This is a genomic window from Kribbella sp. VKM Ac-2571 (assembly GCF_004362255.1).
Classification (GTDB): Bacteria; Actinomycetota; Actinomycetes; order Propionibacteriales; family Kribbellaceae; genus Kribbella; species Kribbella pratensis.
This window is the reverse complement of record NZ_SNWS01000006.1, coordinates 199052-222700: the sequence shown is the minus strand read 5'-3', so window position 1 is coordinate 222700 and position 23649 is coordinate 199052. Positions and strand designations below refer to the sequence as shown.

The 23649-nt window shown below is 68.2% G+C and carries 23 protein-coding genes and 8 tRNA genes; 11 read left to right on the top strand and 20 right to left on the bottom strand.

The annotated features are described in order from the left end of the window. Window positions 1–103 precede the first annotated feature (103 nt). From EV651_RS15710 to EV651_RS15675, 8 genes are all read left to right on the top strand, one after another. On the top strand, window positions 104–2818 hold the full coding sequence (locus EV651_RS15710; RefSeq protein ID WP_133785923.1) for a UxaA family hydrolase: 2715 nt from the start codon (window positions 104–106) through the stop codon (window positions 2816–2818). A gap of 98 nt (window positions 2819–2916) precedes the next feature. Further along, window positions 2917–3723, top strand: coding sequence for a fumarylacetoacetate hydrolase family protein (locus EV651_RS15705; RefSeq protein ID WP_238156910.1), 807 nt, complete (start codon window positions 2917–2919; stop codon window positions 3721–3723). Then, the gene (locus tag EV651_RS15700) at window positions 3720–5174 is read left to right on the top strand and encodes an aldehyde dehydrogenase (NADP(+)) (RefSeq protein ID WP_133785921.1); all 1455 of its coding nucleotides are present in this window, start codon (window positions 3720–3722) and stop codon (window positions 5172–5174) included. The genes EV651_RS15705 and EV651_RS15700 overlap by 4 nt, the downstream gene beginning before the upstream one ends. After that, window positions 5171–6991: an IlvD/Edd family dehydratase gene (locus tag EV651_RS15695; RefSeq protein ID WP_133785920.1), complete on the top strand. Its 1821-nt coding sequence runs from the start codon at window positions 5171–5173 to the stop codon at window positions 6989–6991. Before EV651_RS15700 ends, EV651_RS15695 begins: the two co-directional genes overlap by 4 nt. Continuing rightward, entirely contained in the window at window positions 6991–8310 is a 1320-nt protein-coding gene (locus EV651_RS15690; protein WP_133785919.1) for a DUF2088 domain-containing protein, read from the top strand. Before EV651_RS15695 ends, EV651_RS15690 begins: the two co-directional genes overlap by 1 nt. Continuing rightward, window positions 8307–9173, top strand: coding sequence for a U32 family peptidase (locus tag EV651_RS15685; RefSeq protein WP_133785918.1), 867 nt, complete (start codon window positions 8307–8309; stop codon window positions 9171–9173). The genes EV651_RS15690 and EV651_RS15685 overlap by 4 nt, the downstream gene beginning before the upstream one ends. A 4-nt stretch (window positions 9174–9177) precedes the next feature. Next, window positions 9178–10536 carry an FAD-binding oxidoreductase gene (locus tag EV651_RS15680; RefSeq protein WP_238156909.1) on the top strand — a complete coding sequence of 453 codons (1359 nt, stop codon included), beginning with the start codon at window positions 9178–9180 and terminating at the stop codon, window positions 10534–10536. After that, window positions 10533–11810, top strand: coding sequence for an alpha-L-fucosidase (locus EV651_RS15675; protein ID WP_166658620.1), 1278 nt, complete (start codon window positions 10533–10535; stop codon window positions 11808–11810). Before EV651_RS15680 ends, EV651_RS15675 begins: the two co-directional genes overlap by 4 nt. 177 nt (window positions 11811–11987) lie before the next feature. Here EV651_RS15675 and EV651_RS42970 read toward each other — a convergent pair whose 3' ends face one another. From EV651_RS42970 to EV651_RS15640, 10 genes are all read right to left on the bottom strand, one after another. Continuing rightward, complete coding sequence (locus EV651_RS42970) at window positions 11988–12110, bottom strand: hypothetical protein (RefSeq protein ID WP_255512188.1); 123 nt, start codon at window positions 12108–12110, stop codon at window positions 11988–11990. 111 nt (window positions 12111–12221) lie between these two features. Beyond that, window positions 12222–12304, bottom strand: a tRNA-Tyr gene (locus EV651_RS15665). A gap of 34 nt (window positions 12305–12338) precedes the next feature. After that, window positions 12339–12427, bottom strand: a tRNA-Ser gene (locus EV651_RS15660). A gap of 41 nt (window positions 12428–12468) precedes the next feature. Beyond that, window positions 12469–13614 (bottom strand): RtcB family protein, encoded by a 1146-nt coding sequence (locus tag EV651_RS15655; protein WP_202870354.1) that lies wholly within the window; start codon window positions 13612–13614, stop codon window positions 12469–12471. A gap of 79 nt (window positions 13615–13693) precedes the next feature. Beyond that, window positions 13694–13786, bottom strand: a tRNA-Ser gene (locus EV651_RS41390). Between the two features lie 12 nt (window positions 13787–13798). Continuing rightward, window positions 13799–13871: transfer RNA gene (locus EV651_RS41385), tRNA-Gln, on the bottom strand. Window positions 13872–13905: 34 nt separating this feature from the next. Continuing rightward, window positions 13906–14352 (bottom strand): HNH endonuclease, encoded by a 447-nt coding sequence (locus EV651_RS15650; RefSeq protein WP_166658619.1) that lies wholly within the window; start codon window positions 14350–14352, stop codon window positions 13906–13908. Between the two features lie 108 nt (window positions 14353–14460). Next, window positions 14461–14534, bottom strand: a tRNA-His gene (locus EV651_RS41380). A 2-nt stretch (window positions 14535–14536) separates the two neighbouring features. Then, window positions 14537–14610: transfer RNA gene (locus tag EV651_RS15645), tRNA-Arg, on the bottom strand. Window positions 14611–14702: 92 nt separating this feature from the next. Further along, window positions 14703–14778, bottom strand: a tRNA-Pro gene (locus EV651_RS15640). A gap of 647 nt (window positions 14779–15425) precedes the next feature. On the opposite strand from EV651_RS15640, the gene EV651_RS15635 reads away from it, so the two are divergent. After that, window positions 15426–15498: transfer RNA gene (locus EV651_RS15635), tRNA-Thr, on the top strand. Window positions 15499–15586: 88 nt separating this feature from the next. Here EV651_RS15635 and EV651_RS15630 read toward each other — a convergent pair. Genes EV651_RS15630 through EV651_RS15585 form a run of 10 tightly spaced genes read right to left on the bottom strand, consistent with a single transcriptional unit; the run spans window position 15587 to window position 21933 of the window. Further along, on the bottom strand, window positions 15587–16810 hold the full coding sequence (locus EV651_RS15630; RefSeq protein WP_133785913.1) for a tyrosine-type recombinase/integrase: 1224 nt from the start codon (window positions 16808–16810) through the stop codon (window positions 15587–15589). Then, complete coding sequence (locus tag EV651_RS15625; RefSeq protein WP_133785912.1) at window positions 16810–16992, bottom strand: helix-turn-helix domain-containing protein; 183 nt, start codon at window positions 16990–16992, stop codon at window positions 16810–16812. The genes EV651_RS15630 and EV651_RS15625 overlap by 1 nt, the downstream gene beginning before the upstream one ends. A gap of 16 nt (window positions 16993–17008) precedes the next feature. Next, on the bottom strand, window positions 17009–18574 hold the full coding sequence (locus EV651_RS15620) for a replication initiator (RefSeq protein WP_133785911.1): 1566 nt from the start codon (window positions 18572–18574) through the stop codon (window positions 17009–17011). Next, complete coding sequence (locus EV651_RS15615) at window positions 18571–18771, bottom strand: hypothetical protein (RefSeq protein ID WP_133785910.1); 201 nt, start codon at window positions 18769–18771, stop codon at window positions 18571–18573. Before EV651_RS15615 ends, EV651_RS15620 begins: the two co-directional genes overlap by 4 nt. Beyond that, window positions 18768–19160: a WhiB family transcriptional regulator gene (locus tag EV651_RS15610; protein ID WP_202870341.1), complete on the bottom strand. Its 393-nt coding sequence runs from the start codon at window positions 19158–19160 to the stop codon at window positions 18768–18770. The genes EV651_RS15615 and EV651_RS15610 overlap by 4 nt, the downstream gene beginning before the upstream one ends. Further along, entirely contained in the window at window positions 19157–20596 is a 1440-nt protein-coding gene (locus tag EV651_RS15605) for an FtsK/SpoIIIE domain-containing protein (RefSeq protein WP_133785909.1), read from the bottom strand. Before EV651_RS15605 ends, EV651_RS15610 begins: the two co-directional genes overlap by 4 nt. A 2-nt stretch (window positions 20597–20598) precedes the next feature. After that, window positions 20599–20883, bottom strand: coding sequence for a hypothetical protein (locus EV651_RS15600; RefSeq protein WP_133785908.1), 285 nt, complete (start codon window positions 20881–20883; stop codon window positions 20599–20601). Between the two features lie 5 nt (window positions 20884–20888). Then, window positions 20889–21161, bottom strand: a complete 273-nt coding sequence (locus tag EV651_RS15595) for a hypothetical protein (protein ID WP_133785907.1) — start codon at window positions 21159–21161, stop codon at window positions 20889–20891. Then, window positions 21161–21523 (bottom strand): hypothetical protein, encoded by a 363-nt coding sequence (locus EV651_RS15590; RefSeq protein ID WP_133785906.1) that lies wholly within the window; start codon window positions 21521–21523, stop codon window positions 21161–21163. The genes EV651_RS15595 and EV651_RS15590 overlap by 1 nt, the downstream gene beginning before the upstream one ends. A 2-nt stretch (window positions 21524–21525) precedes the next feature. After that, window positions 21526–21933 (bottom strand): plasmid replication, integration and excision activator, encoded by a 408-nt coding sequence (locus tag EV651_RS15585; protein ID WP_133785905.1) that lies wholly within the window; start codon window positions 21931–21933, stop codon window positions 21526–21528. A 139-nt stretch (window positions 21934–22072) separates the two neighbouring features. Between EV651_RS15585 and EV651_RS15580 the strand changes: the two genes are divergently transcribed. Further along, window positions 22073–22918 carry a GntR family transcriptional regulator gene (locus tag EV651_RS15580; protein ID WP_133785904.1) on the top strand — a complete coding sequence of 282 codons (846 nt, stop codon included), beginning with the start codon at window positions 22073–22075 and terminating at the stop codon, window positions 22916–22918. Beyond that, window positions 22915–23604, top strand: a complete 690-nt coding sequence (locus tag EV651_RS15575) for an HAD family hydrolase (RefSeq protein ID WP_133785903.1) — start codon at window positions 22915–22917, stop codon at window positions 23602–23604. The genes EV651_RS15580 and EV651_RS15575 overlap by 4 nt, the downstream gene beginning before the upstream one ends. Window positions 23605–23649 lie beyond the last annotated feature (45 nt).

The following is a 23649-nucleotide window of genomic DNA, read 5'->3' as shown; positions in this document are numbered from 1 at the left end:
GGTCGCGGGGTTGACCCCACCGTTCGGTTTCGGCAGGGTAACACTGGTAATCATGCATCATGCACGATTCGGGTGAGAGCAAGCTACGGGAAGGTCGCGAACGATGGTGAGGTTCGAACAGATCGGCGTCCTGCCCGAGCCCGGCGACAACGTCGCGATCGCCTCCCGGCGGCTGGACGCCGGCACCGAGGTCGAGTTCGACGGTACGACGATCACGCTGCCGCACACCGTGCTCGAAGGGCACCGCTTCGTGGTCGTGCCGGTCGCGACCGGCGACGCGCTGACCTCGTGGAACACCGCGTTCGCGCGCGCCTCGCGTGACCTGGTTCCCGGCGACTACGTCTGTACGCCGACCAGCCTCGCCGCGGTCACCGCCCGCGGTGTGGACGGCCTGCCCGAGGTGCCGAGTGCGACCAACGAGCCGCTCGACCCGTACGAGTTGGACGAGTCGGCGCTGCACTTCGGCGCCCAGGTGACGAGTGTCGAGCAACCCGGCACGTTCCTCGGCTATCCCCGTGAGCAAGGCCCGGCCGGGACGCGAAATCACGTCGTACTGCTGGCCACCAGTTCGCGGAGCAGCGGATTCGTCACCGAGTTGGCCCGACGTTTCGACGGCGCGGCCGCGGGCGACGGCGTCGTACCGGTGGCGCACACCGAAGGCGGCGAGGACGAGGTCCCGAACAACGTGCACTTCCTGCTCGCCACCCTCGGCGGCTTCACGCTCAACCCGAACGTCGGCGCCGTCCTGATCGTCGACACCGAGGGTGATGTGGTCTCCGGCGAGGCGATCAAGAACTTCCTGGCCGAGAACGGCTACCCGTCGATCAAGGTGCCGCACGCGTACTTCACCCGGAAAGGCGGCTTCGAGCACGACCTGACGGTCGCCGGCGCGCTGATCGAGCCGTGGCTGCCGATCGTCGACGCGCAGCAGCGCGAGGAGGTCCCGCTCGCGGACCTCAGGATCGCGCTGCAATGCGGCGGATCCGACGCCTTCTCGGGGATCTCGGCCAACCCGCTCGCCGGCCAGGTCAGCGCGGAGGTCATCCGGCATGGTGGTACGGCGGTGCTCGCGGAGACCGACGAACTGATCGGGGCCGAGCCGTACGTGCTGAAGAACGTCCGCGACCTCGCCACCGCCAAGCGCTTCCTGGCCACCATCAAGGCGTTCAAGGAACGTGTCGGCTGGCACGGGCACACGGCCGAGGGCAACCCGTCCGGCGGCAACGTGTATCGCGGGCTCTACAACATCGTGCTGAAGTCGATCGGCGCCGCCCGCAAACTGCCGCGCGAGGTCCGCCTGGACCACGTCATCGACTACGGCGAGCCGCTGCCCGGCAACGGCTACATCTTCATGGACAGCCCCGGCAACGACCTCGAGTCCGTGGCCGGCCAGATCGGCAGCGGCTGCAACCTGATCTTCTTCACCACCGGCAACGGATCGATCACCAACTTCCCGTTCGTCCCGACGCTGAAGTTCGTCACGACGAGCGCGCGGTACGAGCGGTTGCGGGCCGAGATGGACGTCGACGCCGGCAAATACCTGACCGGTACGTCGATGGCGGACCTGACCGCGGAGACCTTCGATCTCGTGGTCCGCGTCGCATCCGGTGAGAAGAGTGCGGGCGAGCGGGCCGGCCACAGCCAGGTGTCGATCTGGCGGAACTGGAAGCAGACCGGCCCGCGCGAGGGCATCTCGATCACCACCGACGGCCGGATGAGCCGCAAGCTCGCCGACCTCCCGACCGAGGACCGCGACGCCCCGCTCGACGGGCTCCCGCACCGCGGGCTGACCTCCGAGAGCCGGACCTCCACGGACCTGTTGCGTGTCGACGACCGGTTGGTGCCTGAGGCAGTCGGTCTGATCCTGCCGACCAGCCTCTGCTCGGGCATGATCGCGCTGCGGATCGCAGCACAGGCAGACCTGGAGAAGTGGGCAGGTGACGCCGTCACCCGGATGGTCGCCCTCCCGCACACCGAGGGTTGTGGCAGCAGCGGCGGCGCGTCCGAGGAGACATTCGCGCGGATCATGCTCGGCTATCTTCTGCACCCGAACACGCGGATGGCCCTGCTGCTCGAGCACGGCTGCGAGAAGACGCACAACGACTACTTCCGGTCCCGGCTGGTCGAGGCGGGCAAGGATCCGTCCCGCTTCGGCTGGGCGAGCATCCAGGCCGACGGCGGTCTCGACGCCGTGGGCGACAAGGTCAAGGAGTGGTTCCGCAGCTTCGACCTGTCCGCCCCGGTCGCGCAGTCCGGTGATCTCGGCGCGCTGACGATCGGGTTGGAGGCCCGCGGTCCGTTCTCGGACGAGACCGCCGAGGCGCTCGCGCTGATCGGCCGCGAGATCGTCGGCTCCGGCGGTTCCGTCGTACTGTCGTCACGTGGCGCGTTGCTGGCGCACGACGGATTCCGGACCGCGGCGTTCGGATCGGCGGACCCGGTGGGCCCGACGATCGCGCACGGGCAGCGGTTCGCGGAGCCGGGGTGGCACGTGATGCGGATGCCGGGGACGGACTGGATGGAGACCGCGACCGGCTTCGGCGCGACGGGCGTTCAGCAGATCCTCGCGCATGTCGCGGGCGGCACCTTGTCGGCGCAGCGGTTCGTCCCGGTCGTCGAGTTCAGCAACGACCCGGAGACGGTTGCGACGTACGGCGACGACCTGGACGCGGTGGCCACCGGTGACGCGGGCGAACAGGCGCGGATCGGGCTGGACGTCGTCGCCGCGGTCGCGAGTCGCCGGCTCGTTCCCAAGGCGGTTGCCTCCGGCAACGTCGGTTTCCAGATCACCCGTGGTCTGCTCGGTACTTCGATGTGAAAGGCCTGTCAATGCACTTGGTCCGTTATCTGTCTCCCGTCGACGGTCGTCCTGTCCCCGGTGTCCGCACCGGGGAGACGGTGGCTCCGCTGCCGGGAGTGAACAGTTTCGCCGAACTGCTCCGGCTCACCCGCGAGGAGTTGCAGGCGGAGGTCGACAAGGCCGGTGAGGCGCTGCCCGTCCAAGGGCTGACGTTCCTCCCGCCGATCGACGGTCGCGGCGAGGTGTGGTGCGCGGGCGTGACGTACGAACGCTCGCGCGGCGCCCGGATGGAGGAAAGCAGCGAGCAGTCGGTCTACGACAAGGTCTACACCGCCGACCGGCCCGAGCTGTTCCAGAAGGCGCCGGCCTGGCGCGTGGTCGTCGACGGCGAGCCGGTCGGGATCCGGTCCGACTCCGGTCACGACGTACCCGAACCGGAGCTTGCGGTCGTGGCGAACAGTCACGGTGAGATCGTCGGGTTCACGGTCTGCAACGACATGAGCTCGCGGTCGATCGAGGGCGTCAACCCGCTGTACGTGCCGCAGGCCAAGCTGTTCGCCGGCGGTTGTGCGCTGGCGTCGGGGATCCGGCCGGTCTGGGAGGTCCCGGACCCCAAGAAGCTGGGGATCAACCTGGTGATCCGCCGTGCGGGCGACGAGGTGTTCAGCGGTACGACGTCCACCGAGAAGCTGGTGCGCGAGCTCCAGGACCTCATCGACGTACTGTTCCTGCCGAACGACTTCCCGGACGGCGTGATCCTCGCGACCGGCACGGGGATCGTCCCCGAACTGGACTTCGCACTCGCCGAGGGCGACGTCATCACGATCACCATCGACGAGGTCGGCACCCTCACGAATACCGTGGCCGCAGGCCGGGAACCGTTCGCGTTCCTGGCAACCGACAACCTGGAGGGAATCCGATGACCGGCTCCGACACCACCCCCGCTCAGCTGGAGCAGGCGCTCGCCGCCGCCGCTGCGGCCGCGCCCGCCTTCGGGGCCTCCGAGCCATCGGTCCGGGCCGGGTGGATCCGCGCCGTCGCGGATGCGCTCGACGCGGCCTCGGACGAGCTGGTGCCGATCGCGATGCGTGAGAGCTCTCTGCCGCAGGCGCGACTGACCGGCGAGGTCGCCCGCAGCACCGGCCAGCTGCGGATGTTCGCGGACGCGCTCGAAGAGGGTTCGCTGCTCGAGGTCATCATCGACACCTTGGACCCGCAGGCCAAGCCGGTCCCGCGCCCCGACCTCCGCCGCGTCCTCGTCCCGCTCGGACCGGTGCTGGTGTTTGCCGCCAGCAACTTCCCGTTCGCGTTCAGTGTCTGCGGCGGTGACACCGCGTCCGCGCTCGCGGCCGGTTGCCCGGTGATCGTCAAGGCGCACCCGGGTCACCCGGAGCTGTCCGCCCGGACCGCCGAGGTGATGATCGAGGCTCTGAAGGCAGCCGGTGCGCCGGACGGGACGTTCGGCCTGATCGCGGGCTTCGACGTCGGCGTCACGGCCCTCAAGGACCCGCGGATCACCGCCGCCGGCTTCACCGGTTCGGTCCCGGCCGGCAAGGCACTGCACGAGATCGCGGTGACGCGCCCGGAGCCGATCCCGTTCTACGGCGAGCTCGGCAGCCTGAACCCGGTCTTCGTCACGCAGGCCGCGATCGATGCCCGCGGCAAGGACATCGCGAGCGGGTACGTCGGTTCGTTCACCCTCGGCGTCGGGCAGTTCTGCACCAAGCCCGGCCTGCTCTTCCTCCCGTCCGGCCACGGACTGCAGGAGCAACTGGCCGAGGCGACCGGTGCCGTCGCCGAGGCGCCGATGCTGAACGATCGGATCAAGGACGGCTTCAGCTCCGGTCTCGACCGGCTGGAGAAGGTCGACGGCGTGCGCGTCTGGGCCTCCGGCGGCGCGACCCTCCTGCAGACCACGGTGACCGAGCTGCTCGCCCGCCGTGACGAGATCCTCGAGGAGTGCTTCGGTCCGGTCTCGATCGTCGTCGAGTACTCCTCCCTCGACGAGCTGCGCGCAGCCGTCGAGGCGTTCGACGGCAACCTGACCGCGACGCTGCACGCGGAGGACGAGGACGCCGAGCTCGCGCGCGACCTGCTGCCGATGCTGACCGCCCGTGCGGGTCGCGTGCTGTGGAACGGCTGGCCGACCGGGGTCGCGGTGTCGTGGGCCCAGCATCACGGCGGGCCGTTCCCGTCGACGGTCGGCTCGATCCACACCAGCGTCGGAGTGACGGCGGCGCGGCGGTTCCAGCGTCCGGTGGTGTACCAGGACGCTCCCGATGCGGTGCTGCCCGACGTACTGAAGGACTCGAACCCGGCCGGGATCACCCGTCGGGTGAACGGAACCGTGACCACGGACGAGGTGTCGCGATGACTGATGTACCTCCGACCAACGACCCGGCCGAGGGCGACGTCCTCGCCGGTGAATCGGCTCCCGCGTCGACCGGACGGCGGAGTTTCGACCACTGGTTCGGTGAGCACGGCCGTAACGGCTTCATCCACCGGTCCTGGATGAAGTCGCAGGGCTTCTCCGAGGAGGCGTTCGACGGGCGCCCCGTGATCGGGATCTGCAACACCTGGTCCGAGCTCACCCCGTGCAACGCGCACCTGCGCCGGCTCGCCGACTCGGTGAAGCGCGGCGTCTGGCAGGCCGGCGGGTTCCCGCTGGAGTTCCCGGTGATGTCGCTCGGCGAGACGCTGCTCCGGCCGACCGCGATGCTGTTCCGCAACCTGCTCAGCATGGACGTCGAGGAGTCGCTGCGCGGCAATCCGATCGACGGCGTCGTCCTGCTCACCGGCTGCGACAAGACGACGCCCGGTTCCATCATGGGCGCCGCCAGCGTCGACCTGCCGACCATGGTCGTCACCGGCGGTCCGATGTTGAACGGCAAGTTTCGCGGCTGCGACATCGGCTCCGGTACGGCGGTCTGGCGCTTCACGCAGGACCTCAACGCGGGCCGGATGTCGGCCGAGGACTTCGCGGCGGCCGAGGCCGGTCAGTCCCGCAGCAACGGGCACTGCATGACGATGGGCACGGCGTCGACGATGGCCTGTATGGCCGAGTCGCTCGGTCTGCAGCTGACCGGCGGCGCGGCGATCCCGGCCGTCGACTCGCGCCGGTACGTGATCGCGCAGAAGACCGGGCAGCGGATCGTCGAGATGGTCAAGGAAGACCTGAAGATCAGCGACATCCTCACCCGCGACGCCTTCGCGAACGCGGTCCGGGCGAACGCGGCGATCGGCGGCTCGACGAACTTCGTCATCCACCTGCTCGCGATCGCCGGCCGGGTCGGCGTCGACGTGACACTCGACGACATCGACGAGTGGGCGCGCGGCGTCCCGTGGCTGGTCGACCTGCAGCCGTCGGGCAAGTACCTGATGGAGGACTTCTACTACGCCGGCGGCCTGCCCGCGGTGCTGAAGGAGATCCTGCCGCTGCTCAAGACCGACGCGATCACGGTCACCGGCAAGACGATCGGCGAGAACGTCGCGAACGCGGAGCGGATCGAGGCGACGTACCCCGGTGGCGCTCCCGGCAGCGAGACGTACGCCGTGATTCGCCCGGTCGGCGATCCGCTCGGTAGTGGCGCGGGAACCGCCGTACTGAAGGGGAATCTGGCCCCGGACGGTGCGGTCATCAAGCAGTCGGCGGCGTCCGAGCGGCTGTCGCGACATCGCGGCAAGGCGCTCGTGTTCAGCAGCATCGAGGAGTACGACGAGGCGGTCGAGGACCCGGATCTCGACGTCGACGAGGACACCGTGCTGGTGCTGCAGAACGCGGGGCCGCGCGGGTACCCGGGGATGCCCGAGGTCGGCAACATGACGATCCCGCGCAAGCTCGCCGAGATCGGCGTCGACGACATGGTGCGGATCTCTGACGCGCGGATGAGCGGTACGGCGTACGGCACCGTCGTACTGCATGTCACGCCGGAGGCTGCCGTCGGTGGGCCGTTGGCGCTCGTGCGGACGGGGGACTGGATCGAGCTCGACGTACCGGCGCGGCGGTTGCATCTCGACGTACCGGACGAGGAGCTGGAGAAGCGACGCGCGGACTGGCAGCCGCCGGCACCGCCGACGGACCGCGGCTGGGCCCGGCTGTACGTCGACCACGTAACCCAGGCCAACCAAGGCTGCGACCTCGACTTCCTCGTAGGCCGCACCGGCTCCGCAGTCGCCCGCCAGAGCCACTGATGTCCGTTTCAGAGCGTGGTTGGGGGCCGTTCGAAGCGGTGCGGGGATTGCGGCCGTCGGGGACGCTTCCGCAGGTGACGCCGGTCCGGCGGATCCTCTCGGATCTGCCGGTGTCGGCCGACCCGTACGCCGACGCGCGTGCGGCACTCGAACCGCTCCGCGGGCGGATCGTGCCGGATGCCCGCATCGCGGTGACCGCGGGCAGCCGGGGCATTCACGATCTGGTGCCGGTGGTGAAGGCAGCCGTGGACTGGCTCCGGGATGCCGGCGCCGCGCCGTTCGTGATCCCCGCGATGGGATCGCACGGGGGCGCGACCGCCGACGGCCAGCGGGAGATGCTCGAAGGCCTCGGCATCACCCCGGAAACCGTTGGCTGCCCCATCGAAGCCACGATGGAGACCGTGGTCGTCGGCACGCTCCCGGACGGCACCGAGGTCCACCACGACGCGATCGCCGCCAAGGCCGACGGCGTACTGCTCGTGAACCGGGTCAAACCGCACACCGACTTCCGCGGCCCGATCGAGAGCGGGATCGCGAAGATCCTCGCGATCGGACTCGGCAACCACCTCGGCGCGGCCTCCCTGCACGCCGGCGGCATCCCGTCGCTCGGCGCCAACATCGAGGCCGCCGCCCGGATGGTGGTTGCCCAAGGCAAGATCCTCGGAGGCTTGGCGATCCTCGAGAACGCGCACGAGCAGACCGCCTCGGTCGAGCTGCTCGCGTCCGACGGGATCGCCGAGGCAGCCGAGAACGCCTTGCTGCAAAGGGCTTCCAGCCTGCTCGGACGACTGCCGTTCGACGAGCTCGACGTCCTGGTCGTCGACGAACTGGGCAAGGACAAGTCCGGCGCCGGCATGGACACCAACGTCATCGGCCGGTGCTGGGTCCACGGGATCCCGGAGTTCGAGTCGCCGTCGATCGCGGCGATCAGCGTGCACTCGCTGTCGCCGGCCTCGCACGGCAACGCCTCCGGACTCGGCCTCGCGGACGTGATACCGGCGCGGCTCCTGGACCAGATCGACCTTCGGGCGAGCTACGTGAACGCGCTGACCTCGGGCGCCGGCGGTGCCCGTCGTTCGCGGTTGCCGATGGTGATGGAGGACGACGAGGCCGCCGTACTCGCCGCCGTGACGATGTGCGGACGACGGCACTGGTCCGAGCTTCGGCTGGCCCGGATCAAGGACACCCTGTCGCCGAACGAGTTGATGGTGACACCGGCCCTGCTGACCGAGGCGGCCGAACGATTCGACCTGGAGATCACCGGTACGGCGCGGGACCTGACGCAGGCCGGTCGACTCGGACCTTGGAGCGAGACGTGAACCTTCGCGAAGCACGTGCCCTGCTGGCCGACCGCGGTTTCCGGCCGGGCGAGACGTCGACCCGCACCTTCCCCGACGGATCGCCGTACAAGGTCGAGATCCCTTCGTGCGAAGGGCCGCGGGTGATGACGGCTGTCCTGGAGGAGGCCAAGGAGCGCGGCGTCACGATCGACCGAGTGTCGCAGGGCAGCGGCGTGATGATGCTGACCGACGGCGAGATCGAGGAGATGCTCTCGCTGGGTGCTGGTGCGGGCGTCGAGGTGTGCCTTTTCCTCGGGCCGCGGGGAGCGTGGGACATCGGTGGTCAGGCGAAGGTGTCGGCCGCGGTCCGCGGCGTTGCGCGGGGCAACGAACAGGTCGCGGCGTCGTTGTGTGACGCGTTCCGCGCGGTCGAGCTCGGCGTACGGAGCCTGCTGGTCGGCGACATCGGCGTACTGGAGATCCTTGGTCAGTTGAAGATCGAGGGCGAACTGCCGGCGGATCTGGTGCTGAAGACGTCGGTGTTGATGCCGTTGCCGAACGCACCGACCGCCCGGTTGTACGAACGGCTCGGCGCGACCAGCCTGAACGTGTCGACGGACCTGCCGGTGCCGGTGCTCGCGGAGATCCGATCGGTGACGACTGTGCCGATCGACATGTACATCGAGGTTCCCGACGACCAGGGCGGCCACGTCCGCTTCTACGACGTACCGGAGATCGTCCGGACCGCGGCGCCCGTCTATCTGAAGATGGGCCTGCGGAACGCCCCGAACATCTACCCGGTCGGGGCGCATTTGGCCGGGACGGCGGAGGCCCTCGGACGGGAGCGTGTCCGGCGGGCGGAGCTGATCCTGCGGTTGCTCGCCGAGCAAGATGAGGGATGAGCTCATGGACCGGCTGCGGTCGGTCCTCGGAGATGACGCTGTCGTCGACGATCCCGACGTACTGGACAGTCATCGCAACGATCACGCGAAGTTCTGTGTTGCCGGGGTGCCGCGGGTGCTCGTGCGTCCGTCGTCGACGGCCGAGGTCGTCGAGGTGGTCCGGGTCGCCGGTGAGCTCGGGGTCCCGATCGTGACGCAGGGCGCGCGGACGGGGCTTTCGGGTGCAGCGAACGCGATCGACGGGTGCTTGCTGCTGTCGACGTCTCGGATGACGCAGATCCTGGAGATCTCGGCCGAGGACCAGGTAGCCGTGGTCCAGCCGGGCGTGGTCAACGCCCAGTTGTCGCGCGCTGTCCTGGAGCAGGGGCTGTTCTATCCGCCGGATCCTTCCTCCTGGGAGCAGTCCACGATCGGTGGGAACATCGCGACGAACGCGGGCGGCTTGTGCTGCGTGAAGTACGGCGTGACGGCGGACTTCGTGCGTGGACTCGAAGTGGTGCTGGCCTCCGGCGAGGTGGTGCGCACCGGGCGGCGGTCGGCGAAGGGCGTCGCCGGGTACGACCTCACGCGGCTGATCGTCGGGTCCGAGGGCACGCTCGGGGTGGTGACCGAGGCGACGCTGGCGTTGCGTCCGGCGCCCGAGGCGGCGTTGACCGCGGCCGCGACCTTCCTGTCCGTCGAGGACGGGATCGCGGCCGCTGCCGCCGTGATGGCGTCGGGTCTGCGTCCGTCGTTGCTCGAGTTCCTGGATCAGCCGACCCTGCGGGCGATCCAGAACTACCGGGACATGGGTCTCCCGGAAGATGTCGGCTCGATGCTGCTCGCGCAGTCCGACCGGGGGTTGCGCGCTGCGGACGACGTCGCGCGGATCGCGGAGATCTGCACGGCGCACGGCGCGGTCGACGTCGCCGAGGCGTCCGACTCGGAAGAGTCCCGCATGCTGCTCGAGGCACGCCGGCTGGTGAACTCCGCGTTGGAGCCGTTGGGTACGACGCTGATCGACGACGTCGCCGTACCGCGGTCGCAGTTGGTCGCGTTGCTGCGCGGGATCGCGGAGATCGGCGCGAAGTACGACGTACTGATTTGTTGCCCTGGGCATGTAGGTGACGGGAACATGCACCCGACCGTGGTCTTCGACCCCGCCGACGCGGCGGCCGAGGCGCGGGCGCTGGAGGCGTTCGGCGCGGTGATGCAGCTAGGACTGCGGCTCGGCGGGACGATCACCGGCGAGCACGGGATCGGGACGTTGAAGGCGCGCTGGCTGGAGACCGAGCTCGGGCCGGTCGGGCTCGAACTGCATCGGCGGATCAAGGCCGCGTTCGACCCTGGGAACTTGTTCAATCCTGGAAAGGTCCTGCTGTGATCGACCCTTCGGCCGTGCGCCCGTCGCCGCGGCAGCTCGCTTGGCAGCGGCAGGAGCTGACCGCGTTCGTGCACTTCGGGCCGAACACGTTCACCGACCTGGAGTGGGGGACCGGTGTCGACGATCCGGCGGTGTTCGATCCTTCGGCGCTGGACTGCACGCAATGGGTTGCGGCGTTGGTCTCCGCCGGGTTCAAGAGCGTGATCCTGACGGCCAAGCATCATGACGGGTTCTGCTTGTGGCCGAGCAAGTACCTGCCGCATACCGTTGCCGCGTCGCCGTATCGGGGCGATGTCGTCGCCGAGTTGTCGGCTGCCTGTCAGGCTGGTGGGCTCGGGTTCGGGGTGTATCTCTCGCCGGCGGATCTCTATCAGGAGAAGGCGCCGGGAGGGTACTACGGGAACGGCAGTCCCGCGGTGGCTTCGCAGATCGGTGAGTTCTCGTACGTCGTGGACGACTACAACCGGTTCTACCTTCAGCAGTTGCATGAACTGCTCACGTCGTACGGGCCGATCGCCGAGGTCTGGCTCGACGGGGCCAATCCGACCAGCAGTGCGCAGAGCTATGCGTACGACGCGTGGTTCGACCTGATCCGGCGGCTCGCTCCGGACGCGACGATCGCGATCGGCGGGCCCGATGTGCGGTGGGTCGGCAACGAGGACGGGTTCGCGCGGGAGACGGAGTGGAGCGTCGTACCGTTCGTCGACGGGCGGATGGTGGCCGCACAGACGGCGGCTTCCGTGGCTGGGCCTGATGAGCTGGCTCAGGCTGACGAGTTGCGGTGGTATCCGGCCGAAGTCGACGTGTCGATCCGGCCCGGGTGGTTCTACCACGCTTCCGAGGACGCGTCGGTGAAGTCGTTGCCGGAGCTCCTGGACATCTATCGCAAGTCGGTCGGGCGGAACGCCGTACTGCTGCTGAACATCCCGCCGGATCGCCGAGGGTTGTTCGCGGATCCGGATGTGGAGGCGCTGGCCGCATTTGGTGCGGCGGTGCGGGAGTACTACGACACCGCGGTCGCGCGGCCGGGGGAGGTCAACGTCCTCGACCTGCGCGAGGACATCACGGCCGGCCAACAGGTCGAATCGTTTGCCGTGGACGGTTTCGTCGACGGCGCGTGGACCGAGATCGCCCGCGGTACGACGATCGGCCATCGCCGACTGCTGCCGTTGAGCACGCGGATCCACGTTGACGACGTACGCGTACGCATCCTCGCCACCCGAGCCGAGGCGGCTGTCTCGCTGGCTGTCCACTTCGACCCGCTGCTGTCCTGAGTCCCCCTGCCCGGAGTCGAACCAGGAACCGAGCCTTCGGAGGGCCCGGCGAGATTCCGTCACCAGGGGGATGTGTGCGTAAGGACAGGTAGTGCACCGGTGAGACGCCGTACACACGAACGTCTTCACGCTCAGGTGCACTAGGTCGTTGCCGGACACTACCTGTCCTTGTGTGCACTACTCCTGGACCGAGACCACGCGGGTCCAGTCGGAGCATTCGGCCTCGCACCACACGTGATCCCCGCGGTGTGCGATCCGGTCGCGCTGCACATGCCCGCAGGCAAGCAGCACGCGTCGCATCGAGTGACCCTGCTGGACCGGAGCACCGGTCCTGCCGCCAGGCACTCGCTTCCTGTTCCTGAGGTCGGCCATGGCCGGTCCTCCTCTCTTGTCCTATCTGTTCGTCCTGCGTGCAGAAGGCAGGATTCGAACCTGCTCAGCGCGTGGCAACGGGTTTACAGCCCGCCCCGCCTCTCCAACGGCGGCGCTTCTGCCTGGCAGGGCGGCCGGTCTTTCCCGGCCGCCCAGCGGTGAGAGCGAGATTCGAACTCGCGAGCCGACCGAAGCCGACCGACGGTTCAGCAAACCGCTGCCCCTGCCGACAGGCGGACCTCACCAACAGGCCCTGCCGTGTCCCCTGACCACGGCAGGAACCTGTTCAGCCCTTGACGCAGATGACCTGCTTCAGATGAGCCACGACCTCGACCAGGTCGGACTGGGCGGCGATGACCGAGTCGATGTCCTTGTACGCCGCCGGAATCTCGTCGATCACGCCGGCGTCCTTGCGGGACTCGACACCGGCCGTCTGAGCGACCAGGTCGTCGATGGTGAACCGGCGCTTCGCCTCGTTGCGGCTCATCCGCCGGCCTGCCCCGTGTGAGGCCGAGTAGAACGAGCGCTCCGAGCCGAGCCCGCGGACGACGTACGAACCGGTGCCCATCGACCCCGGGATCAGCCCGAGGTCTCCGCGCCCGGCCCGGATCGCACCCTTGCGGGTGACGAGCAGATCGAGCCCGTCGATGTGCTCCTCGGCCACGTAGTTGTGGTGGCACGAGATCGGCTGCTCGAACCGTACGTCGACCTCGAACGACTCCCGCACCGCCTGCATCACCAGCGCGAGCATGACGGCCCGGTTCCGGGCGGCGTACTCCTGGGCCCAGGTGAGGTCGCGACGGTACGCGTCCATCTCCGGCGTACCGGACAGGAACACCGCCAGGTCACGGTCCGGGAGATCCGCGTTGTGCGGAAGGTCCCGGGCGATCCGCATGTGCCGTTCCGCGAGCTCCTTGCCGATGTTCCGGCTACCGGAGTGCAGCATCAGCCACACGCGGTCCTCGTCATCGAGGCACACCTCGATGAAGTGGTTGCCCCCGCCCAGCGACCCCATCTGCTGCTTGGCCTTGCGCTCGCGGTCCTGCACTCCGTCGTGCAGACTCGTGAACTCGCCCCACAGCTTGTCCCACGGACGCGGGTCCAGGCCGAGCCGTCGTACGCCGACCTGGTCCTCGTGAGCCCGGAAGCCCACAGGTACGGCGGCCTCGATCCGCGAACGGATCGCCGACAGGTCGTCCGGAAGATCCGAAGCCGTCAGCGAGGTCAGGACACCTTCCATCCCACACCCGATGTCGACCCCGACCGCGGCCGGCGACACCGCCTGGTTCATCGCGATCACAGACCCGACGGTCGCGCCCTTACCGAGGTGCACGTCCGGCATCACCCGGACGCCGTGCACCCACGGCAGCGCCGCAATGTTCCGCAGCTGCTGCAGCGCCTTCGCGTCGACGTCGTACTCCTGCGCCCACATGAGCGTGGAGCTCTTGGCCCCACTCAGCTCAACCGGAAGCTCCACGTTCATCTCCCCACTCTCCTCGATCGTGTACATGCGGTGAGACTGGGACTCGAACCCAGACGTCCGTTGAAGGACCTGCCGTTTTCGAGACGGCTGCCGCTAGGCCTGACACTCGGCTTATCTCACCAGGGTTGTGCAGCTGCCAGGGCAGGGCTCGAACCTGCGGGGCCTCGGGTCAGAACCGAGGGTGGGTCACCGGCGCCCACCTGGCATCGCGCTCGTCGGCGGCACCGGTGGGGTGTCGCGTCAGAGCGCTATCTCGGCACGGGAAGGGACCCACGGCTGCCACAGCAGCGGCATGCCGGCCTCTTCCGGTGTACGCGAGCCCTTCTTCTCGTTGCACTCCGCGTGCGCGGCGACGGCGTTCAGCCACTCACCCCGTCCGCCGCGTGATCGTGGGATCACGTGGTCCATCGTGGTGGCGCCGAGCGTGCCGCAGTACGCGCAGGTGTACTTGTCGCGCTTCAGTACGCCGGCCCGCGTGTACTGCAGCCGGCCGGAGGCGTAGCGCCACTTCATCACGACGTACCGGACGAGACGCAGGACGCGGGGGAGGGGGAACGGTCCGATGCTGGCGCCGTCGTGCGCTTCCTCGACGACGGCGACCTCCCGGACGAGCATCCGGATGGCGTGCGGGATCGACACGACGTGCAGTTGCTCGTACGACGCGTTCAGCACGATCACACCGCTCATGTGGTTCCTCCTCCCTTCCAGTGTGCCCGACCCACGGTCAGCAGGTCGGCGAATTCGGTGTCGGTCGATTCCATACGGCGTACGCTGCGTGAGCACGTCGTACTGCAGGGTGTCCGGCGGGGCTCGAACCCGCTTCCTCCGGGGCCACATCCCGGTGCCTCGCCCGCTTCGGCCTCGGACACAGCACGCCCGGCAGGATTCGAACCTGCACCCTCCTGCTTCGTAGGCAGGCGCTCTGTCCGGTTGAGCCACGGGCGTTCGGTGCCCTGCGCCGGATGTACTTCGGATTTCCGTCGCAGGGCACGCTTGTGGCGCCCGCTCGGCCGGTAGCTGAGCATCCTGCGGGCGCCTGGTCCAGTTGGAGGGACTCGAACCCCCGATCCCCTCATCCCAAATGAGGTGGCCTGGCCGCTGGCCTACAACTGGTCCTCTCCCGGCCCTTCGACAGGCCGGGAGAAATGCGATGAATGTCCAGTTGTCATTGTTCGTGCCGATATCCGTGAATACCGGAAATAGTCGCGGTGAAGTAATCCCGTCGCCGAGCAAAACAAAAGAGCCGCCTGCTGCCGGTACCCGGCTCAGACGGCTCCTGGAGATCTCTCCACTCGGAGATCACCCAGGCGGGCCGCCCATGCACAGGCTGAGCTGGTGGTAGCAGGCCTCGTCGCCCACGGATCGCAGGCACGCCGCCAAAGCCGAACGGCCAGGCCGCCAGGCTCCATTCGCGATGCGCGTTCCGTACACGATCTTCTCCTCGAGGTCTCGGTCTTGCCGGGAATTAGTGTCACCCACACTTGCTGCTAAGTCAACGCATTTCCCAAAACAATCATTCCCCCACAATTCCACCACCCCTCCGACGCACACCACCCCACCCGAGTTCCTGCATGCCGCGCCCCACCCGATCCCGGTACGCCGCCACCCACCCGTTCCGCCGTACGACGCCGCTCACCCCCGACGCAGACACCCGTCCACCTCGTGACCCCGACCACACCCCGCACCTCGTCGTACCCCTCCCCAAAGGATCCGATTCGGAATCCTCCCCCTCATCCCGCTACACTCTTGCCTCGGCACCCGCCGCCTTAGCTCAGTCGGCAGAGCGTCTCACTCGTAATGAGAAGGTCGTCGGTTCGATTCCGACAGGCGGCTCAACAAGAAACCCCAGGTCAGCGGCAACATCCGACCTGGGGTTCAGTCTTGCTAGGGCCACGAGCGGGCCGGTTTGCTAACAGCTTTGCTAACGGGGTGCCAGCGCGGCGGCGGGCGGGTCGTCCTCGTCCGGCTGGTCGACGGCAGCCGCGAAGGTGTCGGCGACCCCGGCCGCGTGCTGGCGGATGACGTGCGCGTAGACCCGGAGGGTGATCGACGGATCGGCGTGGCCGAGACGCTCAGCGACGACATGGACCGGAACCCCCGCCGTCAGGAGCATGGTGGCGTGCACGTGCCGTAGGTCATGCAGGCGGGCTGACGGCAGCAGATCGGCCGGACGCTTGCTGGGGTCGTCGGGGTCCGGCTGGTTGTGGGCGCGGATGATCTTGGGCATGAGCTGCGTCACCGTGTCCGGATAGATCGGCACACCGAGACCGTTCGTGAAGACGTGCCCGGTGTTGGCCCAGGCGTCACCGACGACAGCCCGGTCGGCGGCCTGCTGGCGCTCGTGGGCTTGCAAGATCGCCACCGTTCCGGCATCGAGGCTCACCACGCGTTCGCGGCCGCCCTTGGTGGTTCCCTCTACCCGCTCGCCCTCGACCATGCCGACCGATCCCCGAATCCGGATCGTCGGGGCCTTCAGATCCACATCAGCCCACCGCAGATTCAGCAGCTCGCCGCGCCGAGCGCCCGTGTAGGCCGCGAGCCGATAGAAGGCGTACAGCCGGTGCGACGTCGCGGCCTGGAGGAACGCCCGGAGCTGTGCAGGCGTCCACACGTCCAGCACGTGTGAGTCCCGACGAGGACGCTTCGCCCGCTCCACCGGGTTGCTCGGGAGGATGCCCTCGTACAACACGGCATCTTTGAACGCCTTGCGCAGTACGGCGTGTACCTTCCAGACCGTTGCCTCCGACAACCCTCTACCGTCCCGGCCACCGGACTTGAGCAGGGTTCGGTACAGGTTGGTGATCGACGTTGGGCGTACCGCCTGGATGCGCAGCCGTCCGATGTGCGGATTGACGTATTGCCGAACGAGCCAGCGGTAGCCCGCAAGGGTGCGCGGTTTGGTCTCCATCGCGTGTGCGTCCAGCCAGTCGCCGAGGTACTCCGTCACAGTCATGCCACTCCGATCGATGTACTCACCGCGTCGGGCAGCGCGGCGTGCCTCGTCTCGTGCTTCCTTGGCGTCGTCCTCGGTTGCGAAGCCGCCGACCCACTTGGGTTTGCTCGCGCCGGTGGCCGGATCGGTGACCCGGATGACGTACGACCACGTACGGCCACGCTTCGTGATGCCGTCCTTGACCGCGCCCATCAGGCAGCCGCTCCCAGGTCGGCGACGAACTCCATGAGGTCGACGGAGCGGATCAGGCGTGAGCTGTCGATCTTGACCGACCGGAGCGTGCCGGACTGGATGAGCTGGTACACCTTTGCGCGACTGATGCCGAGTGCTTCCGCGACCTCGGGGACGCGGTACAGGAGCTTGATGTCTTGCATGATTGATCCCTCGTGTTCAGGCCGCAGGAGCGGCGGTCTCGTTGGTGTCAGTTGCCGAACGGGTGTCGGTGGGTGGTGTGGTGCCGTCGCGGGCACGTTGTTTGGCTTGCTCGTACTGGGTTCGCCAGCGGATGCGTTCGTTGATGCCGCGTGTGAGTACGCCGTGCCAGGTCGGCAGGTCGTCGTCGTTGTTGCGGTCGACGGGCGTCCAGATGAACCGGGGTGTGCCGTCCTCGAGCTGGGTTGTCGCGGCGTAGCGGTCGGTGTCGGGCATGTCGAGACCGGCAGCGGCGAGGGTCTGCCGTACGACTTCGGCGCGATCGGCGCGGTGGTCTGTGAGGGTCTTGCCGGTCCACTGGCGTGACACGAGCACGCGGCGGCCACCCAAGCCCAGGTGATGCCTGTCGTGAGCTTTGGAGGGGCACCAGCCGGGCCGCATGCCTGCTTCAGCGTCTTTGGGCTGGACGCCGAAGCGGAGCCAGTTGGAGCAGGTCGGGGAGCAGGGCAGCCAGCGGACCTCACGGTGCAGCCGGTCGAGGTGGATCGCTTGCGCGGTGGTGATCGTGTCGTCGTCGCCGTAGGTGTCCGCGATGGACTTGGACAGGTACTTGGTCAGGTAGCCGACCGCCTTGCTCACCTTGTCGTCCGCGTCCGCGATGATGCCCTGATAGTCGACCTGGGTGCCGAGCTTGACCACGTGGGCCGGGGTCGCGGCGGGGTCGTCTCCGATCGCGTCGAGCGCTTGCTCCCAGGTGGGCAGCGGTGCCCCGGTGTGAGGGTCCAGAAAAGCGCCGGCGTAGTCGTCCCATCGGGGCAGGTCGTCCCCGGTGTACACGGGTTCGGTGCACTGGGGCCACCACAGTTGGTGGTAGGTCGCGGCGGCAACGTCCTTGACGACCTGGCGGGGGATGACGCCCCGGACGGCGGCGTGCAGGTGCGGGGCGAGTCGGCGCTGTGCTTCGACGGTGGCGAAGTACTGGACCTTGTACCCGGCGCAGCGGCGCAGGTTCTGCCAGAACCGGTCAACGAGCTTGGGGAAGTGCAGCGCGTCCATCGCGGCCCGGTGGTAGTCGTAGCTACCGGGGTCGAGAGGTGTCCCGTCCGGGCCGACCTTGCCGTACGACGGAAGGGTGAGTGTGAGGAACATCGACGGGCGGTAGGTGCGTCCGTTCGGAGCGGTGAACGCCCGTCCCACCGTGCGGTTGTCCATCGGCACCCGAGGCAGGTCCGGGGCGTCCTGACGTCGGCGCGTCGACCGGACCCGGCGGGCCGATTCTTCAACGTCTGAAGGGGTTTCGTCCTCGCTTCCGGTGTCCTCGTCAGCGTCGTCGTCGGAAGCCGCGGGGATCTCGTCGTCTCGGTGCCAGCCCTCGCGGCATTGCTGCATCCGGAGCTTGCGGGCGCGGTCGGCACACGGTGGGCATTGGCGTTCCTGCGTCGAGCCGCACGGGATTGGCACCACGAGCTGTTCACCGGTCGCGGTGTCGGTCAGCCGGGACAGTACGGGGCGGACGCAGACGCCGTTGCGGACGGCCAGGTCGTGCAGTACGTCGGGGGCGACTTGGCCCAGGGTCGAGATCATTCGTGACCATCTCCTCGGCGCGGTTGTTCTCGTTCACCGGCCCAGGGGATCCGCGCCATGAGGTAGACGCGGACCCCGCGTGAGCCATGGTTGGGGTAGAGGCGGCCAGAGCCGGTGAGGTCGAACACCACGCCAAGGACCTTGACCATGACCTCGATCTCGTCGGGGTCGCCCGAGACGCGGAGCCGGACCGTCATGCCGCCTGCCTCCACAGGTATTCGGGCAGCAGCGTTGCCCCGTCCAGGGCGTCCACGACCGGGGCACCGTCGACCAGATCGCGGACCAGGACGTTGCGTTGCAGCTCGGTCGTGCCGCCCCAGACGCCGTATTCCTGGCGCGTGGACAGGGCGTAGGCGAGGCAGGAGCGGCGGACTGGGCAGAACCCGCACCGGTCCACAGCGGCCGTCTTGCCGGTCGTGTCGGTCTCGTTGGGGAACCAGGTGTCATCGCCGGTCGAGCGGCATGCGCCCATGGCCTGCCAGCCGGGTACGACGTGCGCCGTCAGCTCGGCGCGCAGGTCGTCGGTCAGCTCCGGAGCGGCGTCGAAGACGAGTTCCAGTTGCCCGGGCACCTCGCGCCGGTTCACGCCGCCTCTCCCGTCTCCTCGGTGCCGTCCAGCTCGTCCACGTCGACCACGTCGGCGGTTGTGTCGACCGGGCGGAGGTGGTGGGCGGGTCGGTAGTCGCGGGCCATGGCCTTGATCTCGTCGTCGGTGACGTAGGCGGCGCGGACCCGGATCGGGACGGGCGAGTTCTCGACCTTGATGAACCCGACACCCGGCAGCGACAGCGCGATGTTGTCGGCTTCGGCCCCGAGGTCCCGTTGTCCTTCGCCGAGCACCATGTCGACCTGTGAGGACGAGCCCAGCCGGAGCGCGATCCGGTCGGGGAAGATGTCGCGCCAGGTCACGATGTCCTTGGTGGGTTCGACCACGGTGGCCAGGACGGCGTAGCCCGGACCGCGTCCCTTGGACAGCAGCCGTCCGAGCGCGGTCTCCACCCGGCCCATCTGACGACGGCCGTCCGGACCCGGCAGCAGGGTCGTGAGCTGCATCAGCTCGTCCACGATGATCAGCACCAGCGGTGTCTGTGTCGACACGGTGAACCTCCGGGCACGGCCACGCAGGTACCGGGCGCGCTCGTCCAGCTCGTCGGCGTCCTGCTCCAGCAGCGACACCATTGCTTCGTAGTCGTCGGCCTCGTACCGGTGGAACAGGTCCCGTCCGAAGTCGAGTTCCATGCCGCCCTTGGGATCGATCGCGTGCACCTGCACCAGGCCCGCCCGGATGTACGGCGCGAGCGCCCGCAGGGTTGACCAGATGATCGCGGACTTGCCCGAACCGGTGCCCCCGGCAACGAGAATGTGAGTGCCCTGCACCCGCAGCCGCCACGGGGACCCGTCCTCGGCGTACCCGATCACCAGTCCATCCAGATCCTCGACCCGCAGGTTCTCCGGGACCGGAACCGCCGGGATGGTCTTCACCAGCGGATCCCGCATGTACAGGTCCAGCCACACCTGACCCGGATTCGCCTGCCGGGTGGTCGCCCGGCGGGCGTGGGTCGCGTGCTGGAGCTTGTCCAGGCAGTCGGCCACGTCGCCGGGAGTGATGCCGTCCGGCAGCTCCAGCAGTAGTGAGTCGGTGGACGCGTTGGACCTCACTTTCACGATCCGGGGCCGCACGATCCATTCGCGAACCTCGGTCTTGATCGAGAGCCCGAACCGGCCCATCCACCACCACCAGGACGGCGCGTAGGTGAACCAGCGACGCCACCATGCCTTGACCCGCCACCACACCAGACGCCGGAACGAGTCCGGGCGGCGCCAACGCCACACCCCCAGCACCAGCACCAGCAAACCGCCGGCGGTGATGATCCACGCCCAGCCGTGCGAGAAGCCCCACCAGGCCACGAACCCGACGAGCAGGATCGGCAGCATGACGCCGGGGTGCCGGAGCTGGGAGGCGAGCATCCGCACCACCGGCACGCCACCCGCCGCGTCGCGGCCAGTCTTGATCTTGCCCATGGCTACTTCCGCCCCCTCTCGTGCTTCGCGAACCGCCGCTCGACGGCCAGCAGGTTCCGCCAGGTCGACTCCAGCGCGTCCATCGCACCGGTCGCGCCGACATTGGCGTCGGGGTCCGGCACGCTGGCCAGCACCCGAGTTGTCTTCTGCAACTGCGAACGGGCGTCGTCCAGCTCGTTCATCACCGCCCGCAGCTTCGCCATGGCCTCCAGGTCGTTGCCGACCCCGAGCGCCCGCGCCCACTGATCCAGGAACCGGCGCTTACCGGCCACTCCAGTGATCGCCATGCCGCTCAACCCCTCTCGTGCACTGCGAACCCACGCAGCGCCTCACCGACCACCAGCACGGCCAGATCGATCCGGCCCAGCGCGAGCGCCAGCGACCGGCGCACCTCGTCGTTTGGTGCCTTCGACAACGACCGCGCCACCTTCCGGACCCGGTCCTGACCGTCCAGCAGACGACCCATCAACTTGTGCAGCTCCGCCGACGCCTCATCGTCAGTACGAGCGCCGAGCGCATCAGCCCACCCGTCCAGATCACGACGAGTCGCGAACAGCGCCGTCATCACGCCGCCCCGATCTGAGTTGGCGCGTACGGCACCGGCTCGTCGACAAGGTGCTCAAGGCACTCGTCGTGATCGTGCTCGTTCCACTCGATCGAGCCGAACACATCCGCGTACGCGCACGGCTCACCACTCGGCAGGAGCCCCAGCACCTCGGCGAGACTCTGACGCGCCCGATCGATCGCGTCGACCATCGTCGTCAACGCCGCCAGGTCGTGGCAGTACAGCGTGACCCGGTTGTAGCCGTCGTCCCCGACCGTGATCGTCACGTACGGCCCGTACGCGCTCCGCTTCAGAGCCGACTCGATCCGGCCCGTGCTTCCGTCGAAGTGCACGTCCATCGACACCCTGATCGGCTCACCCATGATCAGGCCGCCTTCGGAGCCTGAGCGGACTTCGGCGCACGTACCGCCATGGCCTTGAACGACCACGCCAGACGCGGACGGTTGCCGTTCTCGGCGATGTAAGGCGTAGCCGTCATGCCCTCGAACTCGACCGGCGTAAACGGCATCCCCTGCGGCTGCGGGGGGAGCACCGGCTGCTGCTTGGCCAGGATCTTGATCGACACCTGACGGTCCGCCTTGCGGGCGTCCCGGTCACCGTCCATCACGTCGACCGACCACACCGACAGGCCGGTCTCCTCATCGATCGCGTACACCGGACGCTCACGCGTCGACCGCTCGAAGTCCCGCACCTGCGTGACCTCCGAGACCGCGAACACGCCGTACGGGAAGACCTCACCGAACTCGATCTTGATCTTGCGCGGCATACCCATGACTCTGCTCCTCTGTATAGGCCGCCTAGGCTGACTAGCCAGGCTGGAATATGACCAAGGTAACCAGCCTGGCTAGTCAGGTCAAGTATTTGGACACAGAAATTCCTAGGCTGGCTAGCCAGGTACTACGCTGGGGGCCATGGAGCTAGACCCGAACGACACACGTCCGCCGTACCGGCAGGTGGCCACTGCGCTGCGCGCCGGGATCTTGACGCAGAAGTTCACGGCGGGGGAGAGGCTGCCCTCACAGCAGGAGCTCGCGACTCAGTACGGCGTTGCCCGGATGACGATTCAGCAGGCGCTGAAGGTTCTGCGCGACGAGGGGCTGATCGTGTCGAGGGTCGGCAGCGGGGTCTACGTTCGCGACCGGGCGGACCAGGCTGTCGGCCTTCGCCCGCACATCGAGAAGGCGTTCGAGCGGACACGGGTCACCATCGACTTTGCGGGCCTCACCGGTGAGACCCTGCTCGGTGCCCTGGAGGAGCCGATCGAACGAATCCGGCGCGGACGACTCACCCCGGAATCGGTCACCGTCCGCCTGCTGCTGCCGGACCTGTCCCAGCCGCTCGCGGTTCCATCGCGTGCCGGGTCGAAGCCCGGCGACGACCCTGCGGTCCGAGACCGCGTTGCCGAGATCGCGCACCGGTCAGCCGGAGCCATTGCGGAGTCGGTCCGCGAACTCGGCGAGCTGGGGCTGGTCCAGAAGACCGAGGTCGAGACCCGGGTCATCCCGCTGTCGATGATGTTCAAGATGTACCTGATCAACGACGAAGAGCTGTTCTTCGGCTTCTACCCGGTCGTTGAGCGTGAGGTGAAGATCGGCAACAAGGACGTGTCGATCTTCGATGCCGTGGGCAAGGACACTGTCCTGTTCCATCACTCGGTGAGCGACGGCGACCGGGCCACCGGTTCGCAGTACGTCGAGCAGGCGCGACGCTGGTTTGACAGTCTCTGGGGCACGCTCGGTCGGACCTACGAGCCGTGACCGCCGAAGCATTGGCCGCCACCCTGCGCCGTAGTCCTGTCATCCTGCTCGACTTCGACGGTCCGGTGTGCTCGGTGTTCGCCGGGTATCCGGCGTCGCAGATCACCGACGAGTTGCGCGGTCTCGCGCTCGACCAGGTCGGCGAGCTGCCGCCGGCTATGTCTGCGATCACCAGCCCGCACGAGTTCCTGAGCGCTGCCGCCGAGGTATCTCCCGAACTGGCTCGACATGTCGAGGAAGCCCTCCAGGCCGCCGAGATCAAGGCCGTCGAGAGCGCCACACCAACCCCGGGCGTCGAGACCTTCCTGACCGCCTGCCGGGACGCTGGCCGACAACTCGCGATCGTCAGCAACAACACCGGCGCATCGGTGCGCGCCTACCTCGACCGAGTCGGCTTGGCCGGTCTCGTCCAGCACATCGAGGCTCGCGACGCATCCGATCCAGCTCTCATGAAGCCGAGCCCTCATCTGATCGAGCGAGCTGCCCAGGCCCTAGCCGTGGAGCCCGACGCCTGCACTCTGATCGGCGACCAGGCCACCGACGTACAGGCCGCCCGTGCGATCGGAGCCGCGAGCATCGGCTACGCCAACAAGCCCGGCAAGGCGTCCGACCTTGCTGCCGCTGGAGCCGACGCGATCATCAGCGACATGACCGAACTCGCTGCCGCCGTCCTGGACGTGAGATAACCCCTGGCGTTCGGCCCAGCGGTTCGTGGCCGCTGTCCTTTGATG